Annotated in this window: 16 protein-coding genes and 1 other annotated feature; of the genes, 13 read left to right on the top strand and 3 right to left on the bottom strand. The window is 51.0% G+C overall.

Annotated elements, in window-relative coordinates:
- Positions 1-4: 4 nt before the first annotated feature.
- Positions 5-313: a DMT family transporter gene (locus EVJ23_RS03850; protein ID WP_070328504.1), complete on the bottom strand. Its 309-nt coding sequence runs from the start codon at positions 311-313 to the stop codon at positions 5-7.
- Positions 314-432: 119 nt separating this feature from the next.
- Between EVJ23_RS03850 and EVJ23_RS03845 the strand changes: the two genes are divergently transcribed.
- The 8 genes from EVJ23_RS03845 (at position 433) to EVJ23_RS03810 (ending at position 7,161) form a co-directional block, all read left to right on the top strand.
- Positions 433-723, top strand: a complete 291-nt coding sequence (locus EVJ23_RS03845; protein ID WP_131464238.1) for a hypothetical protein — start codon at positions 433-435, stop codon at positions 721-723.
- Positions 720-1,010 carry a hypothetical protein gene (locus EVJ23_RS03840; protein ID WP_131464236.1) on the top strand — a complete coding sequence of 97 codons (291 nt, stop codon included), beginning with the start codon at positions 720-722 and terminating at the stop codon, positions 1,008-1,010. The genes EVJ23_RS03845 and EVJ23_RS03840 overlap by 4 nt, the downstream gene beginning before the upstream one ends.
- 264 nt (positions 1,011-1,274) lie before the next feature.
- The gene (locus EVJ23_RS03835) at positions 1,275-2,276 is read left to right on the top strand and encodes a siderophore ABC transporter substrate-binding protein (RefSeq protein ID WP_483297319.1); all 1,002 of its coding nucleotides are present in this window, start codon (positions 1,275-1,277) and stop codon (positions 2,274-2,276) included.
- 24 nt (positions 2,277-2,300) lie between these two features.
- Positions 2,301-3,293 carry an ABC transporter permease gene (locus EVJ23_RS03830; protein ID WP_370252127.1) on the top strand — a complete coding sequence of 331 codons (993 nt, stop codon included), beginning with the start codon at positions 2,301-2,303 and terminating at the stop codon, positions 3,291-3,293.
- The gene (locus EVJ23_RS03825) at positions 3,290-4,366 is read left to right on the top strand and encodes an iron chelate uptake ABC transporter family permease subunit (protein ID WP_131464230.1); all 1,077 of its coding nucleotides are present in this window, start codon (positions 3,290-3,292) and stop codon (positions 4,364-4,366) included. The genes EVJ23_RS03830 and EVJ23_RS03825 overlap by 4 nt, the downstream gene beginning before the upstream one ends.
- Positions 4,363-5,115, top strand: a complete 753-nt coding sequence (locus tag EVJ23_RS03820) for an iron ABC transporter ATP-binding protein (protein ID WP_070328510.1) — start codon at positions 4,363-4,365, stop codon at positions 5,113-5,115. Before EVJ23_RS03825 ends, EVJ23_RS03820 begins: the two co-directional genes overlap by 4 nt.
- Before the next feature lie 21 nt (positions 5,116-5,136).
- Positions 5,137-5,832: a dihydropteridine reductase gene (locus tag EVJ23_RS03815; protein ID WP_131464228.1), complete on the top strand. Its 696-nt coding sequence runs from the start codon at positions 5,137-5,139 to the stop codon at positions 5,830-5,832.
- A gap of 111 nt (positions 5,833-5,943) precedes the next feature.
- Positions 5,944-7,161 (top strand): hypothetical protein, encoded by a 1,218-nt coding sequence (locus EVJ23_RS03810; protein ID WP_131464226.1) that lies wholly within the window; start codon positions 5,944-5,946, stop codon positions 7,159-7,161.
- Positions 7,162-7,170: 9 nt separating this feature from the next.
- On the opposite strand, the gene EVJ23_RS03805 is transcribed toward EVJ23_RS03810, so the two are convergent.
- Both EVJ23_RS03805 and trpE read right to left on the bottom strand, forming a co-directional pair.
- Complete coding sequence (locus tag EVJ23_RS03805) at positions 7,171-7,749, bottom strand: anthranilate synthase component II (protein WP_131464224.1); 579 nt, start codon at positions 7,747-7,749, stop codon at positions 7,171-7,173.
- A complete protein-coding gene (gene trpE, locus EVJ23_RS03800; protein WP_131464222.1) occupies positions 7,746-9,077 on the bottom strand; it encodes an anthranilate synthase component I in 1,332 nt (443 codons plus the stop codon). The genes EVJ23_RS03805 and trpE overlap by 4 nt, the downstream gene beginning before the upstream one ends.
- A gap of 43 nt (positions 9,078-9,120) precedes the next feature.
- Here trpE and EVJ23_RS03795 point away from each other — a divergent pair, with 43 nt between their 5' ends.
- The 5 genes from EVJ23_RS03795 (at position 9,121) to EVJ23_RS03775 (ending at position 18,296) form a co-directional block, all read left to right on the top strand.
- Positions 9,121-9,687, top strand: coding sequence for a DUF3885 domain-containing protein (locus EVJ23_RS03795; protein WP_131464220.1), 567 nt, complete (start codon positions 9,121-9,123; stop codon positions 9,685-9,687).
- Positions 9,684-9,916, bottom strand: a binding site (T-box leader). It overlaps the preceding gene by 4 nt.
- A 161-nt stretch (positions 9,917-10,077) precedes the next feature.
- The gene (locus EVJ23_RS03790; RefSeq protein WP_131464218.1) at positions 10,078-12,798 is read left to right on the top strand and encodes a S8 family peptidase; all 2,721 of its coding nucleotides are present in this window, start codon (positions 10,078-10,080) and stop codon (positions 12,796-12,798) included.
- 222 nt (positions 12,799-13,020) lie between these two features.
- A complete protein-coding gene (locus EVJ23_RS03785; protein WP_070328521.1) occupies positions 13,021-13,395 on the top strand; it encodes a nuclear transport factor 2 family protein in 375 nt (124 codons plus the stop codon).
- Between the two features lie 146 nt (positions 13,396-13,541).
- A complete protein-coding gene (locus tag EVJ23_RS03780; protein WP_131464216.1) occupies positions 13,542-14,864 on the top strand; it encodes an Ig-like domain-containing protein in 1,323 nt (440 codons plus the stop codon).
- Positions 14,865-15,506: 642 nt separating this feature from the next.
- On the top strand, positions 15,507-18,296 hold the full coding sequence (locus EVJ23_RS03775; protein ID WP_131464214.1) for a hypothetical protein: 2,790 nt from the start codon (positions 15,507-15,509) through the stop codon (positions 18,294-18,296).
- The last annotated feature ends 93 nt before the right edge of the window (positions 18,297-18,389 follow it).

Below are 18,389 nucleotides of genomic sequence, written 5' to 3'. Positions count from 1 at the left end.
TCCTTCATATTTTCATCAAGACGAGCCCGACGATGACGAGTCCGATGCCGATGACGGTCTGTTTTCGAACTTGTTCCTTGAACACGAGAAAGCCAATCAATGCCGTCGCGGCCGTGCCGACCCCGCTCCAAAACGCGTAGGCGAAACTGAGCGGGATGGACAAGAGCGCGAGCGACAACAGATAAAACGCGGTCACGTATCCGAGCGCGACACCGAGGATTGGCAGTCGGTTCGTCGACGTTGCGTTCAGTTTTAACATACTTGATCCGAACACTTCCGCGATAATCGCAGCAACTAGATAAGCAAAACCCATATAACCGTGACCTCCAACAATGTCATTACTTCATGTACGTTGCTGTGAATGTAGCAAAATCTATAAGGGTTGTCGATAGAATAAGTGAATGGGATAATTAGGAAAAAGGAGGTGGTTGGATGACGAAACGTCATTATGCACCGCTTTACACGACGCTCGTGCTTTTTTTGGTAACACTGCTTACGCTGTTCACATTGAACGGCCGTGTCTTTCCTAATTTAAATTTGATGACGGCCATCTGGGTGTATCTCGCCTTGGATATCGCGTTGCTTGCCACACTCATCTGGGGACTTTTCTCGAAGGAGAAGATGGTTAGATTATTCAGCCTCTTCGCGAACATCGGATTGATTGTACCGTTATCGATTTGGATTTTCCTGTTGTTACTCGCGAACGGAATTTCGGAAGCATGAATCATCAGAAACAAGACGTACCATTTCTGATGCGGCCTGTCCCGTTCTTCATCTTATTTGCGCTATGCGGGCCGCTCGCGTTGGCACTCGTCGTGATCTACTGGCGCGATCTGCCGGAAGATATCCGGGGTCCTCATCTGATTATTGCCATCATCTTTTCGCTGTTTTTCATCGTGAAACTGCTTCCGGACGGCCTCCTGAAAATCATTCTCTTCTCGTTCACGTACACGTTCGTATTATTTCTCACTTACAGCATTCTCGGGAGAAAGCGGGATAAGAAAAACTGAACGCTAACCCTCCAGAAAGTGGTCTCGTACCACTTTCTTTTTATTTTGCATTATATGGTAGGAAAAATATTTCCAATCTCTTTTTGAAATTTTGGCATTGCGCATCCTTTTTTTGTTTGCTATGCTTCTCAATGAAAACGACAATGATAATCATTATCAACGATAAAGCATTCCTGTTGCCTACATAGACAAGATCAACAACAGGGATGCCGTTCGATTGAGAAGGTTGTCGGCGTAATCAATACATATAGGGAGATGGAAAAAGTGGGGAAATTAAAAGCATCAATCATGGCGACATCGCTCGTCTTGTTGCTCGCGGCATGCGGGAACGAGAATGAAGCAAAAGATACGGGTAACGCGGAAGCGGAAGCGAAACCGAAGACGGTGGAAATCACGGACGCACATGGCACGATCGAAGTACCGGTCAACCCGGAGAAGGTCGTCGCGCTCGACAACCGGACGTTCGAGACGCTCTCGGATTGGGACATCGACTTGGTCGCGGCACCAATCGGATTGATTCCAGCGGACTTGCCTTATAAAAATGATAAAGACATCGTTGACGTCGGGATGCACAATGAACCGAACTTAGAAGCAATCGCCGGTGTCGATCCGGATGTCGTCATCGTCGGTCAACGATTCGCCGACTACTACGACGACATTAAAAAATTAGTTCCGGAAGCAGCCGTCATCGATTTGAATATTGAGCTCCCAGAAGATGCGGGCACGCCAGGTGAAATCTTGGTAGAAGGCTTTGAGACGACGACGCGTTCACTCGGCCAAATCTTTGAAAAAGAAACGGAAGCAGATGAACTCATCAAAAGCTTCGAAGCATCGATCGACAGTGTAAAAGCTTCATACAACGGTGAAGACAAAGTGATGTCAGTCATCGTCTCAGGCGGCGATATCGGATTCTCGGCACCGAATACAGGTCGTGTCTTCGGACCGATGTATGACATCTTTGACTGGACACCTGCCCTCGAGGTAGAGAAAACGACAGGTGACCACCAAGGGGATGAGGTATCGGTTGAAGCGATTGCTGAGAGTGACCCGGACTGGTTGTTCGTCCTCGACCGTGACGCGGCGATTTCGAGCATGGAAGACGCTGTACCTGCAGCAGACGTGATCGATAACGCACCGGCACTTCAAAAAACAAAAGCCGTGACAGATGCAAAAATCGTTTATGCACCGAACGACACGTACATCAACGAGTCGATTCAAACATACTCTGAACTATTCAACGATATCGCAGCCGCGCTTTCGAAGTAAGGGAGTCATGTTGTGCAAAAACCAATGACAGCAAGGGTTGAGACATTGTCTCAGCCCTCCTTTTCTAACATATGGACAAAGTCGTTTATCGTAGCAGTTCTCGTTGTCTTCATGTTGGCATGCCTCTCGCTCGTGACCGGTGTCTATGACATTCGTCAGGAGGGCGGAGCGGATATGTTTTGGATTACCCGCGTCCCGCGCACGATTGCCATCATGTTGACCGGTGCCGCCATGGCGATGTCGGGGCTCGTCATGCAACTGATTACGCAAAACCGTCTCGTCGAACCGACGACGACCGGGACGCTCGAATGGGCGGGGCTCGGTCTGCTCACTGTGTATCTGCTCGTTCCGGCGCCGACGCTCATGATGCGCATGACGGGGGCCATCGTCTTCTCGTTCATCGGAACGATGGTCTTCTTCTGGTTCCTGCGCTCGGTCAAACTTCGCTCATCGTTGATCGTCCCGATTATCGGGCTCATGCTCGGGGCGGTCGTATCGGCCGTGTCGACGTTTCTCGGCTTGTTCTTCCAAGCGAGTCAGACTATTGAAGGCTGGTTCGTCGGGTCGTTCGCATCGGTGCAGGTCGGACGTTATGAATACTTGTGGCTTATCATTCTCGTCACGTTCTTCATCTTCATCCTCGCGAACCGGTTAACGCTCGCCGGACTCGGCGAAGATATCGCGACGAGCCTTGGCGTCAACTATAGCCGTCTCATCTTGATTGCGACGGGGCTGATCGCACTTGCGGTCGGGGTCGTCGCGACGGTCATCGGCAATCTGCCGTTCCTCGGACTGATCGTCCCGAACATCGTCTCGATGTTTCGTGGAGACGATCTCCGCAGCAACTTGCCGTGGGTATGCGTCATCGGTATGGGCACGGTTCTCGTCAGCGACTTGATTTCGCGGACGATCATCATGCCGTTTGAATTACCGGTATCGCTCATTCTCGGGACGGTCGGGTCGGTCGTGTTTATCGCGATTCTCTTGAGACAACGGAAGACGGGAGGGGTACGATGAGCACACTCATCGAAAACAAGACGAAGCAACGGGAAGCGTATGACGTCGATGGTCGATCCGTGCATACGGAAGAGCGGTGTGCGACGGCGTTCCGTTCGAAACGAGAACAGCGCCGTTATTGGCTGTTCCTTGCATTCTTCATCGTGGGCGGACTGCTCTGTGCGTTCGGGTTACTCGTCTACAACAATCCGGTCCCGTTCGATTCGCCGTCGTTCATCCCGGTCGTCGAGCGTCGGGTCGTCGCCGTCGTTACGATGGCGATCGCCGCGCTCTGTCAAAGCTTGGCGACGGTCGCGTTTCATTCGGTGACGAACAACCGCATCATCACGCCATCCTTGCTCGGGTTCGATGCGCTTTATTCGACGATTCAGACGAGCATGATCTTCTTCTTCGGTGCGGGTGCGTTAATCGGTTTTTCGGGAACCGGTGCCTTTTTGACCCAGGTCGGCCTCATGGTGCTCATGAGCCTGCTCTTGTATGGCTGGCTCTTGTCCGGGAAATACGGGAATCTGCAACTCATGCTTCTCGTCGGGATCATCATCGGGACCGGTTTGAATTCGGTGTCCTCGTTCATGCGCCGTATGCTCGCGCCGTCGGACTTTGATATCCTTCAGGCCCGTCTGTTCGGATCGGTCATGCATGCTGATGCCGCGTACTTCCCAATCGTCATTCCGATTGTGATTGTCGTCGGAATCATGTTGTATAGCTTCTCAAATCGCTTGAACGTCGTCGCACTCGGGAAAGATGTAGCGACATCGTTCGGGGTGAACCATCGGGGGAGCGTCATCTTTACGCTCATTCTCATCTCGCTATTGATGTCGGTATCGACAGCGCTCATCGGACCGCTGACGTTCTTTGGATTCTTGGTGGCGACGCTCAGCTATCAGGTTGCTTCGACGTATGACCATAAGTATATGTTCCCGATGGCGTTCGCGCTCGGTTTCTTCGTGTTGACGAGCGCGTATTTCTTTATGTATCACATTCTCAATACACCGAGTGTCGTGTCCGTCATTATCGAATTGTTCGGCGGAATCGTTTTCTTGGCAATCATCTTAAGGAGAAAATCGCTATGATTCAACTTGAACAAGTACAAAAATCGTATACGGATGACGTCCGAATCGGACCGATCAATCTCGACATCCCGAAAGCCGGGTTCACGTCGTTGATTGGGCCGAACGGGGCCGGCAAGTCGACGACGCTCATGATGATTGGCCGCCTGCTCGATTTAGACGCGGGTCAAATTCAAGTCGCGGGGATGGACGTGTCGAGCACGAAATCGAAAGACTTGGCGAAAATCATCACGATTTTACGGCAAGAAAACCATTTCGTGACGCGTCTCACCGTCCGTCAGCTCGCCGGGTTCGGTCGCTTCCCATATTCGAAAGGACGGTTGACGCAAGAGGATGAACGCATCATCTCGAAGTATATCGACTTCCTTGATTTGACGGAGCTCGAGCATCGTTATCTCGATGAACTGTCGGGCGGGCAGCGCCAGCGGGCGTACGTCGCGATGGTGCTCTGCCAGGAGACGGAATACGTGTTGCTCGATGAGCCGCTCAATAACTTGGACATCGCTCGCTCGGTCCAGATGATGGAATACTTGCGCCACGTCGCCGACGAGTTCGGCCGGACAATCGTCACCGTGCTCCACGACATCAACTTCGCGGCCAAGTACTCGGACCGGATTTGTGCGATGAAAGACGGCAAGATCGCCGCCTTCGGTACAGTCGATGAGATCATGGTCGCCGAGACGCTATCCGACATCTTTGAGACGAAGCTTGAAATCATTCAAGGACCATACGGACCGATTGCGGTCTATTAATAGAAGGAAGGAGTGACGACGATGCAAATTTACTGGACACCGATTCAACGAGTTGTACAGGAAGCGCCAGATACATACACGTTCCAACTCGAGCTCCCGGACGGCTTCACGTGGGACGAGGGGGCGCATACCCACTTCGCGTTAGAAGGGTTCAACAAAGAAGACAAACCGAACCGGAGCTTGATTCGCCACATGTCGATCTCGACGCTGCCGCGTGAAGGCGCGATCGGTATCACGACACGGATCAAGCGAGAGTGCTCCGAGTTCAAGTCAATCTTGCGTGATATGAAGATTGGCGAACAAGTCGCCATCTTCAAGACACATTCGAACGTCCCATTGAAGCGTGAGGGGAAGAATGTGTACTTGTTGTCGGCCGGTGTCGGGCTCGCGACGTTCCGCCCGATCGTACTTGACTATTTGGCGAACGGGGAAGGTGTGTCGCATCTCCACTCGCTGAACGTCGACACGTCAGCGAACTATCTATTCAACGACGTATTTACGTCATCAAACAGCTTCACGGCAGAGTTTGTCGCCAATCGTGTCGACTACTATACAGCGGTCGAGACGCTCGCGACGGACCGAGACGGCTTATTCTATCTCGTCGGTAGCGACGACTTCCTGCATCAGACGATCGACGTGTTGCGCCGAAGCGGCATCATGCCGGAACAGATCGTACTCGACAAACATGACTTCCAACTTGAAGACTTTTTAAGATGAGGCTAAGACCGGGGACGCGTTCCTCGGTCTTTCTTATGGAATCGAAATAGTGTTGCACATAAAAACTGATTTCCCTTTATACTAGATACAACGATAAAGGGGGGAGTTCAAATGGAATACCTGTACATATTCCTTGGTGTTTTGTTCGTTGCAATCGTTGTCCTGATTTGGAAGAAGCGTCAGAAACCGACTGAAACATCAATTCCGCTCAACTCAGAAGACAATCAAGTGATCCAGTCTAGCGCAGCGCATGAATTGGTCAAACAAGAGCACTCGGCAACCGTTTTGCCGGTTGTTTTAGAGGACGTGTCTAATAAAGAAGAGATTACGGTCGGGGCGGATATGGCGCAACTGTTAAAACATGTCGTGCAATCTGTCGGCATCCCGGCGGCAATACAATCGCTCGGCCAAAAGCCTACGTACCAACTCGTTTTTTCGCCGAAAGTAGAAGCCGCCTTGAAAAGTGGTGTCTATTCTTTAAGGAAATCAAAAGAAGACGGTTATTGGCGAGCCATCTTGGTGGACGGAAAAAATACAATTAAAGCCCAAGCGAATTTGAAGAAAGTTAACCCGCTCCAAGTTCGGCGGATTGCGCTAGATTTGGCAACAACGGTCGTTGCCCAAGAACACTTAAGAGAAATCAAACAGTCGCTCGACAAGATTGAGACGATTGTAAACAAGTTAGTCACGATGAAATTGAATGAATATCACGGTCAAGCCCGGAGTTCGTTTAACTATTTAGATCGCGTCTACGTATTTTTAAAACAAAATACTGTGGACAGCAAGGTCACACACCAGCTTGAGAACAACTATAAAGCAGACATCGATACCATCTATGCCTTGCTCAAACATATCGATTCCCCACTCGGGAAAATGAATGAACTGAAGAAACGTGCTTTTGTTTTCAAAGAGGCTGACAAAATCCAAACGATGAAGGAAGTCATCGGCGAGTTCCAAGAGTATGAAGAACTCATCTATATGTTCCTATTAAGCTTGCAAGGAGAAATTCACGCGATGCGCCTGTTGGGGGACCCTGAAGAGGCGATTGATCAAGCCACAAAACAAGTGAACACAATTAGCCAAGAGTTCGAATCGAAGCGTCATGCATTCCATCAAGGGCTTGAAAGCTACGAGAAAGAATTCAAGGTTCGCTTCGCCTTGGCGAGCCGTGAACGGAATCAAATCCAGCTGATCGCAAACGAGCATATGGCGGTTATCGATCAATCAGCGGCTCGTGCAATCAATCTTGACTTCAAGGCGGAAGTCGAACCAAGAAAATTGTTTATCGTGTCAGAAGGGGACGAAGTCAAAGTGTTCGCGAATCGATAAAATCAGTACTTAGACCGGGGATACGTTCCTCGGTCTTTTTGTATGACAAATCGCGACGAATCGTTCGAACAGGTCACGTCCGTCCGGTGTCCCGATCGACTCGGGGTGGAACTGGACGCCGTACGTCGGATGTGTCGGATGTTCGAGCGCCATGATGACGCCGTCCGCAGTCGTTGCCGTCACGTTGAGTTCCGTCGCTTGGACGACGAGCGAGTGGTACCGCATGACGTCCATCGGCTCTCCGTCGAACAAGGCACCGGTCGTCGTCTCGATCACAGACGTCTTGCCGTGCATGACCTGTTTGGCCCGGCCGACCGTGCCGCCGAACGCTTCGGCGATGACTTGATGACCGAGACAGACACCGAGGATTGGGATTTGTCCCGACAGCTGTCGGACGACGTCGAGGGAGACACCGGCGTCGTGCGGACCCCCTGGACCAGGTGAGATGATGATACCAGTCGGATTGAGGTCACGAATTTCATTGACCGTCAGCTCGTCGTTACGGACGACCAAGACATCGCTGAACCGGGCGACATCTTGATAGACGTTATATGTGAACGAGTCGTAGTTATCGATCAGTAAAATCATGCGAACACCTCCAACAGGGATTTGGCTTTATGCAGCGTCTCTTCATATTCCGATACCGGATCCGAGTCAAAGACAATGCCGGCCCCGGCTTGGACGTACGCCGTATCATTTTGGACGACCATCGTCCGAATGGCGAGGGCGAAGTCGAAGCCGCCCCGGACGTCGAGATAGCCGACGGCCCCGGCGTATACTTCACGTTTCACCGTCTCGAGCTCATCGATCAACTGCATCGCCCGAATCTTCGGTGCCCCGGAGACGGTGCCGGCCGGGAGACAGGCCCGTAGCGCGTCGATCGGGTTCAAGTCGTCACGTAGTTCGCCTTCGACTTCGGAGACGAGATGCATGACGTTTTTGAAACGCTCGACTTCCATCTGTTTCGGAATCGTGACCGTTCCGACTTTGGCGACGCGGCCGATGTCGTTCCGGCCAAGGTCAAGTAGCATCCGATGTTCGGCCAGCTCTTTCTCGTCTTCAATCAAGTCGGCAGCGTGGCGCATGTCTTCTTCGACGGTCTTGCCGCGCGGGCGCGTACCGGCGATCGGGTTCGTCGAGACGCGGTTCCCTTCGACACGGACGAGACTCTCAGGCGACGCCCCGAGGACGATCGCTTCGCCGAGGTCGATGTAGAATAAGTACGGGCTCGGATTAAGTTTTCGCAGCGTCCGGTAGAAGTGGAACGGGTCACCGGTGAACGTCGCGTCAATCCGTTGCGACAACACGAGCTGGAACACCTCGCCGGCAAGGATTGCTTCTTTCGCTTTCAAGACACGCTCGATAAATGCGTCCTTGTCGGTCAAGATCCGTTCGCTCGTTCGGACGACCGGCGCGAGTTCATGCGTCTTCGCCGTCTCGAGCTCGGCTTTCAACTGTTCGAGCCGGGCCGCTCCGTCGCTGTCGCCGGTGTCGATCAAGATGACGCGCTCCTCGAGATGGTCGTATAAGACGACCGTCTCATAGCGCTGGAACAACGCGTCCGGCAAGTCGCGCGTCTCGGTCGGCGTGTTCGGGATCGGCTCATACGTCCGCAGCAGGTCGTAGCCGATATACCCGACGGCGCCGCCGATGAACGGGTAGGGCGCGTCTTCCGTGTCACGTGCGATCAATGTGGATAAGACGGCGAGCGGGTCGTCCGTTTGGGTCGTACCCGTTGCATCGGTCACGGTGTTGCCGTCGACACGGATCGTCTCGACCGGATTCGCCGCGATGATCGAGTAACGTCCGTGTTTACCTTCAGCCCGGCTCTCGAGCAGTACTTTCCGCTCTCCTTGCAACCGGTGGAAGATTGCCACCGGGGTCAGTTCGTCGCCGTTGATGATTAGTTGTTTCATAGGATTGACCTCCTTATAATGTAGACAGAAAGGGGAGAAGCACGTGCAGATTCTAAGACCAGACCAGTTTTCAGGTGACCCGTTGACGGCTCATATCGAACTTGAAGAAACAATGTCACCTTACATCGAGTCGGACGTGTACAATCCGGCCTATTTTCAGGCGGTCTTACAGAAGGCGCACGACCTGTTTGACGCCTTGTTCGATGAAGGGGATGCCATCCTTCTCGTGTATCACGTGTATGGGACCGCATTTACGCCCACGCACCTCTTTCGCTTCATTCGTGACCGAAACGCCCGATTTAAGACGACGTTAACGCGTTCCGTCCTACATGAAGAAACGATTCGAACCTATACGGTAGCGATTTCAGGCAGGTCACAGCTTCGACTCCATGCCTTGTTAGAAGCAATTTGTCATCAAGACTTCCACTTCTCGCCAAGGCTCTGCCGTCACCGTTGGACGTGTCCTTCCATTCAGTTCATTCATCAAACGAAAAACCATGTGCTGTTTATTTATGATGACCGTGGTGCTTATATCCGCGGGACATCACCCGAACACCTTGAAGCCTTAAAACAAAAAATCTCCCCGCCCTTCATGCCCAATCGGACATGAAGGACGAGGAGATTTCCCCGTGTTGCCACCTTCGTTGAGAAACTTCGTGTCTCTCCACTCATCGCGAACGATCATTCGCTGTCCTCGGTAACGGGAGGACCCGTCAGAGCCTACGTATCGGTCTGAACGCTCAAAAGCCCATTCACGCAAGACACGTCACCGGTTCGCATCGACCACCGGCTTTCTGGAGACGTCCCTTCGCGCTACTCTTCTTTCTCATCGCGAGTTCGTATGATGTTATCGTTACTTTAACGGGATGACGTGATGATGTCAATCTTTGACGTGTTTCATTGTCGAAATATTTTTGTAACACGATTGAAACATTTTCTAACAAATCTCGTATACTATATCCAAGGTGATTCACCTAATACTTGGAAAAGAGGAAAACAAATGAAACGATTGGTGCAACGGACTGTTGCGACATTGCTCGCGGTCCTACTTATCGTCTCGCTCGTCCCGCCGCGCATCCACGCTGATGCCGGGGCCGGAATGAAGCAAGCGACACTACTGGAAGCAGGGGAGGCTGTCACGTTCACGACGGGCGTCGACCCGGTCAATACATACTGGTTCAAGATGGAGCGAGGAGCTCCGAGCCAGATGACCCATATGGAAATCGTCATGGAGGCGACGAAACTCGCCAACGTCTCGGTCTATCCGAGCGCCGATATGGCCGGGAAAGACGATACGTTCTATCCTTACCGTGCGAGCGCCTCGAAAGAGGACGGCAAAGCGACAATCCATCTCCCATATGCATGGGAAGGACCATACTACGTCAAAGTCGAGTACATGCCGATGGAGACGCCGGACATGTATCCACCGGAAGAGGAGATCTTCTCACTTGAAGAAGGAGAAGAGCCGAGTGAAGAAGGAACAGAACCGAGTGAGGACGGAACAGAACCGCCAAGCGAACCGGACCCGTCGGAGTTCGCTTCAGAGATCAACCTCGTCTACAACCCGGTCAAATTGCCGGTGAAATATGAACAGGCAAGCGGCGATATGTGTGCCGTCGAATCGATTTTAATGCCGGCAAGTGATCAAAAGACGATGCTCGAGCTGATTCGACGTGTCCAGACGGACGTGCTCAACCAATCAGAAGAAGGGCGGGAACTCGCGGCACTCTACTACCGTGCCTCGCCTTACATCATCAAGGCGATCACGTTCGACAAGACGAAGCGTCAGGCGGCGTATAACGACCTGGTGACACTCAAACCGCTTTTGACAGCTCTCGTCGAGCGAAAACAGCATACAGTGTCGTCGAAAGAGTCAGCGGCCATCAACCGGATGCACGCCCTCGTCAGTCAAAGCGTGCCGGAAGGATTGAAGGCGGACATCGCGTCTGTCGCAGGTCTTGCCGGGATGGATGAACTTGCGGGAACACCGCTCACGGACGTGTTCGACCGCATCGGCGTCACCGTCAACGTGACGGACGCCCCGCGTTATATCGTCAAATACAAGTCGTCACCGAACCAATCGATTGGCAAGATGAACGCGATGCGTGATGTCTCGGCCGAACGTCTCGCCATCGGTTCACCGGGTGACCATTTCGCGCTCGTCGATGTCGAAACGGCGTCAGCGAAGACGAAAGCGTCGGCACAAGCGGTGCTCGAGTCAGACCCGAACGTCGACTATATCGAGCCGATCGAGACATACTCTGCATTTATGGCGGACCCGAGCTATAGCTATCAATGGTCGGTCAACAGCCGCTCTGTGTTGAAACCGTTCGGGGACGCGGGCATCAGCCTTGATAAGTACGAGGCGCTCAACTTGAAAGCCCGTACCGTCAAAGTTGCCGTTCTCGATACCGGTGTCGACCACCGCCTTCTCGATTTGAAAGGGAAAGTTGATGTCCGAAATGGGAAGAACTTCGTCGACCCGAACGGGGAAGGCGACGCAATCGATGACCACGGTCACGGGACGCACGTCGCCGGTGTCATCGCGGCCGCTCAAAACAACGGCACGTCGATGCGGGGGATTGTCCCGAACGTGTCCATCTTACCGGTAAAAGTACTTGATGCCGGCGGATATGGGGAGACGGATCAAATCGCACTCGGTATCAAGTATGCCGTCGACGCCGGAGCGAAAGTCATCAATATGAGCCTCGGCGGAACGGAAAGCCGCACGATCGGTTATATGTTGAAGTATGCGCATGACCGCGGTGTCATTATCGTTGCAGCAACGGGGAACGACGGCCAGTCGCGCGTCTCGTATCCGGCGTCTTCGAAGTACACGATTTCGGTCGGCGCGACGAACACGTTCGGTCTCGTCACGGACTATTCGAACTACGGAATTAACGTCGATGTCGTCGCACCAGGTTCAAAAGTCGCGAGTCTTGTTCCGGACGGTAACGTCGTCTATATGGACGGGACGAGCATGGCGACGCCACACGTCGCATCCGCTGTGGCACTTCTCGTCTCGCAACACCCGCGTGTGACAGTCGAAGGCGTCCGGACGATCTTACGCCGTTCGTCGGAGCCGCTCGCCTTCACGGGTGGAGACGCACCGAAAGACCCGCGTGAATATGATGGTATGCAAGACGTGTTAGATGGTTTGAACACTCCGCTCCTCCCGTATTATGACGTCGTGAGCGGTTACGGGAAAGTGAACGTCTACCGGGCCGAGTCGATGCTTCAACTCGCGCCGAAGCCGGAGCGCATATTTGATAACGCGCCGGTCTTCAACGTTTCCGCAAAATCGGGAACGGTCGTCAACGTGTATAATAAAACGAAACGGATCGGCTGGGGAACGGTCAAAAACGGCAAGTTGACGATGTCGCTCGCCCCACAAAAAGCGGGAACGGTACTTCGTGTCACGTATACGAACGGGCCACTCTTCACGGGAGAACGTGTCGTCGTCGCCAAAGGGCTTCGACCGAGTGCCCCGAGCGTCACAGCACCTCGTGCAAACGCGAAACAAGTGACCGGGAAAGCGCAAGCCGGGATGACCGTCGTCGTGCGTGATCAGAACAAACGTGTCATCGGCAAGTCGAAAATAGCATTGAACGGCACATACGTGGCGAAGACGCGAGCCTTGAAAAAAGGTGAGCGCTTGTCTGTCCACGTTGAAGACGTGACGAAGAAAGTCAGTAAAATCACGACCGTCACCGTCAAATGAACGAACGAAAACCGGCTCTCCATAGAGGGCCGGTTTTCGTATGCGTCAAAGGATTTTGGTGCTCAAGACACTTTCAAATTGCCGTTCATCTTGCGGAGCTTGTCGATACGGTCTTTTCTATAGACAATCGCAGAGGTACTTTGGGTGGATGAGGTAGTGTCAGATTGGGCGGTCTAAGCGGGAAATGTATGCTATGATGTACGGTGAAAGGAAGGTACAGCTATGGAAACACTCAACATGAAACAACTTTCTGACGACCGGGCCTCGCTTCAAACGGCGGGCGACCTTGACGCGATGCGGGGCATCATGCACGATGAATTCCGCTACGTCGACTCGAGCGGGCGTCAGTTCGATAAAGAGACGTTTTTAGACCAGTTCGTCGACCCGGCCGCCGTCCAATGGATCGCCCAAGAGACGGTGACGTTCGACGAGACGATCAAAGGTGAGCTCGCTGTCGTGCAACTGTTGCTCGAGGAGCGGTTCATCCTTGGGACGAACGCTTACGAGGGCCGATTCTGGGCACTGCACTTGTACGTGAAAGACCAGGACACGTGGCTCTGGCAAGGCGGACAAGCGACGATGATTCACGAGACGTGATCAGGCATCTCCAGCGATGGAGATGTTTTTTTGTGCATCGAAAAAATATGCACCTAAAATAGAAAATTATGTACCTATTTTTAAAAAAATCCATTAAAATAAAGTTGTTGTCTAATTCGATACATTATTTAGGAGGAATTCATAAAATGAAACAACCGAAATACTTAGCGCTTTTCCTCGCCGGGACACTCGTCGTCGGTGGCTTTACACCGACGTTCGTCGCGGCTGAAGGAGACACGACGACTGTCGCCGACGTGACGGCACCTGCTGCGCCGGTCGTGGCGGCACCGTTCCATACGTCGACGTCACTCACGATTCAAGGGGAGATCGGTGCAAAAGCTGAAATCCTTGTCGCTGGGAAAACATACGAGCGCGTCATCCGTACGAACGGTGAAGCCGTGTTCACGATGTCCCCACAACCAGTCGGCCGCGTCATCGATGTCCGTTTAGTCGATGCGAGCGGGAACGCAAGCGCTGTGACACGCGTCATCGTCGCGGAAGACCCGGCGGCACGTCCGGCGGCACCGGTCATCAACCCAGTCGATAACTCGGCTCGTGCGATCGAAGTGAAAGGTACACCAGGACTCGCCGTCACTGTGACGGTCGGGGGCAGCACGTTCAACGGCTCGTTCGACGCGAACGGGAACTACCGCCGTGTCATCGCGCTTCAAAAAGTCGGTACCGTCTTGACGGCGCAGGCGAAGACGGCGAACGGTGCGATCAGCGAACTCGTCAAGTCGATGGTCGTAGCGGATAAGGTCGCACCGAGCAAGGCGCGCCTCACGCAAGCGGTCACGACGCTTTCGAACGGGATTGCCGGAACGGCAGAGCCGCTCGCGACGGTCATCGTGACGATCGACGGGAAAGCGTACACGGCCCCGGTCATGTCGACAGGGAAGTTCGTTCTCCCGATCCCGAAACAACCGCTCGGCAAGAAGATGTCGCTCGTCGTCCGTGACGGTGCCGGCAACCGTAGCGCATCAGAGACGCTTACGGTCCAACACGCGCTCTTCAACAACTTCCACCGTGTCAGTGACGAAGAGGGAAATCGTATCGTCGTTCATAAGGAAGTGTTCGCGGCTGATGGGTCGACTCGTTACAACGAGACGTTCGCACCGTTCTTCTTCGAACGTCCGACGAAAGCGAGCATGGGCTTCCTCTTGCAATACTATGCGGAAGACGGTGAGCCGCTCGAATTCGAGAAGCTCCGTATCCGTGTCGGTTCGGCATCGTACGTCCATACGATTGATCCGTTCGATGTCGACTATATAGAGTACGACGATGGAACGGTCGACGAGACGTATTGGTTCATTCCGGATGCGAAGATGATCGCGTTCATCAAGCAACACGTCCGTCCAGAGAACCGGATCGTCATCACCATCGAAGGCTACGAGTATGAATTCGAATGGGCGCTCCTCGGGGGCGAGAAACGGGCCTTCATTCAATCGCTCCAATACGCGGGTTACTAATATAGAAGAAAGACGTTTTTCATAAGCTACGGACCAAACCGGTTCGTAGCTTTTTTTGTGTATAATTTGCAATCGGACTAGTCAAAATGTATTCCCCAAATTTCAAACTAGTCTTATTGAATCAGTTTTAAAAGTTTGGTCAATGTAAAAATAAGGGTTAAATTATTCCTTATTTTGATACAATCTAAAATTAGACATGGTAATTATATGAGAAGGTAATAAAAGTAAAATTAAATACATTTAAAGGATTAATCATATCGAAAAATGTCGAAATGGCGTTATATCGGCGTTTTTCGACGGTTTTCGACATTTCAAAAAGTGGGTAATGTGATATTAAATTATCTCACAAACTCCAAAATTCAAAATCATTCCCATTTTTGCGAAAAAAAACGCTTGTGCTGATTGGAAGCGTTATGTATATTATGGATGTAAGGTTTTCCAAGTTCATACTTGGTAAATTGTTCAAGATTCACATCTTGAAAAATACCTATCAGTTTAAGTGAAACTCAAGACCTAAAGGATCAGGTTGCATAAGTCGTTCGAACGAATGGCGTATACATATGGAATCGTTTAGTGGGGGGAGCGTAGCTTGCAAGCTGGTAGCGCAAAATCGCAACATACCAAAGGGAGGATTTACACAAGATGGCAAAGAAATCATTCAAGCTAGTCAAAGCGTCAGCAGCACTTGCTGTGACGGCAGCAGCTCTTACTCCGGTAATGGCAGCAGAAGCTTCAACTTCAACAGTAGAACTTAAAGCAGAGGTCGTACTCGGTGGCAAGTTCAAAGAAGCGCTCGCGCTTAACACGCCTAAAGGTGTAGAAATCAAATGGGGCAAATACCTCGTAACAGCAATCAACAAGTGGCAAACAGTTAAAGGCCAAGGTTCTGATGGCAAGACTTACATCAAGAAACTTTACGCTCGTAACTACCCACTTTACATCTTCGATCAAGACCTTGGAGAAGTAAAAGCTGGTTCTGAACTTACGAAACCATCGATTCGCGTCATGTACCGCGACGGTAAAGTTTACACACAAGCTCCTGAGCGTTTCACAATGAGCTCAACTTACAACACGAAAGATGCAGGCGCACAAAAAGTCCTCATCTCTTACAACCACAACGGGAACCGTATCACTTCGTTCTTGACTTACACAGTTGTCGCAAGCGAAGTTGCATTCTCAAACGTTGCTTCTTCAGTCGATCAAGCGAAAGAAGTTCTTTCTGTAACTGCTGACGTTGAAAACGCTAAAGAAGATACGAAGGCAGATGTTCTCATCTACCCATTCAAAGACGCTTCTAAAGCAATCCCAGTTGCTGCAACAATCAAGGATGGTAAGTTGACTGCTAAGACTCCAGCTCTTCCTGCAGGAACTCACTCATTCGTCATCAAGTCTGGTGAAGTAATGACTGCAGAAACTGCTTTCACAGTTGAAACTACTGAATTCTCAGTGAAGCCAGTTAAAGTTGACCAACTTGAAGTGAAATTCAACAAAGAAGTTTCAGGCGTTGAAGCTGCTGACTTCAAACTCAACAACGGCCGTTACGTTACTAAAGTAGAAGTTGACGCTGATGACAAGACTAAATTGCTTCTCACACTCAACGCAGACTTGGTTGACCGTGGCGAGTACACGCTCTCAGTTAATAACTTCTCAGTTCCATCTGGTGAAGTGACAACTGCGATCGAAAAAGACTTCGAGTTCGAAGTTGCTGCTGCTGCTTCAGTAACACTCACGAAAACAAACTTCCTTGATGGCGATGACATCTTCAAATCTCTCGTTGTTAAAGACAAAAACGGTGTCATCTTGTCAGATGCGAAATTAGAAGTTTCTTCAACTTCAACTGCTTTAGAAGATGGGAAGTTCGAGTTCCAGACTAACCCTACTACTGGATCTGCAAACACATTCTTTGTTGAAGTTAAAGCAGTGGATGCTGCTAACAAAGTGTTGGCAACTACAGGCGCTGTCAAAGTAACTGTATCTAGTAAGCAAGAAATCGCAGCATTCGATGGCGTTCACATTTCTTCATATCCTGGTGACACATCAGCAGATGAAGTAGTAGAAGCTTACAAAGAAGCGAAGAAAGATGGCAAACTTGATACGACAATCAAACTCTCTGAGAATGACCAATTCTTGGATGTGTTCGTGAAAGACGTGTCTGGTGACATCCAAGTTCTTACGAAAGCTAACTCAGCGTACACGAACTTGACACCAGCGATTGCGACTGTATCTCCAGAAGGCGTCATCACTGCGCACAGTACTGGAACGGCTAAAGTTAAAATTGTGAGCGGCGACTTCGAGCGCATCGTAGAGTTCTCAGTTGTAGCTAGCTCTAAGGTTGCTGACGCGACACTTACAACTACATCACTCAGCTTTGATTCTGGAACTGTAGCAGGGAATGATAGCCCGAAACCTGTTGGTGTCAACTTCTTTGACCAGTACAAAGGAGCACTCGGTGCAGTCATCGGATCTGATGGAGTCGTTAAAGTTGACAACTCTAAAGTTGGTACACTTGAAGTTAAATCTAGCAACACAAATGTTGCGGAAGTAACACTCGAAAATGGCGTGGTGTCAGTTGAAGAACAGGACCGCAAAGGTACTGCTACTATCACGATCACGTTCAAAGACAACGATGGCAAAGTGGTATTCACGAAGTCAGTCGCTGTTAAAGTATCTGAATTTGATGCGACAGTCGCTTCTTACGACCTCGTTCTCACATCAGATAACAAATATCTTGACGCTGACGTAGATGATGCAAACGTTGCTTCTGATGTCGATAATGCAGTTTCATTCACTGTGAAGAGCTTCGATAAATTCGGTAACGTGATTCCAACTCCGGAAACGGCTTTAGTAACTTATGATGTAGCATTCTCTTCAGAATCACACGCGAACTATTTCGAAGAAAATTCTGCTGGCACGCTCTCGTTCAAAGCTACTGCTGCTAAGACATTCGCCGGTTCTGGTAAAGCTACAATCAAAGCGTTCGTGAACGGGGTTCAAGTCGATACGGTTGCAGTTGATTACTCAAACACTGATTCAGTAGCGACTAAAGCAATGATCAACACAACTTCGCGCACAATCGACCTTTCAGATGTTGATGGATTGTCAATTAACAACCTTCTATTCGGAAAAGTAAACTCAGAGAAAACTAAGTTCACTTTGCAACCAGCTGTATCTGTTCAAGATCAGTTCGGGAAACCTATGAACTATGATCTTCGTGCTGCAGTACTTGGAACACTCTCTAATGGAGCGAAGCTTTCTCCAGAAGATCTTGTTGTAACAAACAAAGTCGGAGTTGACATTAACAATGGCGTAGTGACTCTCGTTTCGGGACGTCCTTCTGGTACCTTCACGGTAGTGGTTCCGCAAATCGTGTCTGATGTTAATGGCGACCTCCTTTCTGCACCAGTAGCATTCGACGTAAAAGTCGTTCAGTAATCGTTGACCCTCCCTTAGGGTTAAATAGAGCAAAGTCTTCGGACGGAGCCATCTTGTAAACCGGTAGTGCTTCGGCACTGCCGGTTTTTTCTG

This window comes from Exiguobacterium sp. SH1S1 (assembly GCF_004337245.1).
In the GTDB taxonomy this organism is placed as follows: Bacteria; Bacillota; Bacilli; order Exiguobacteriales; family Exiguobacteriaceae; genus Exiguobacterium; species Exiguobacterium aurantiacum_A.
Note: the sequence above shows the minus strand (reverse complement) of the source record. Positions and strands in the feature narration are given on the sequence as shown.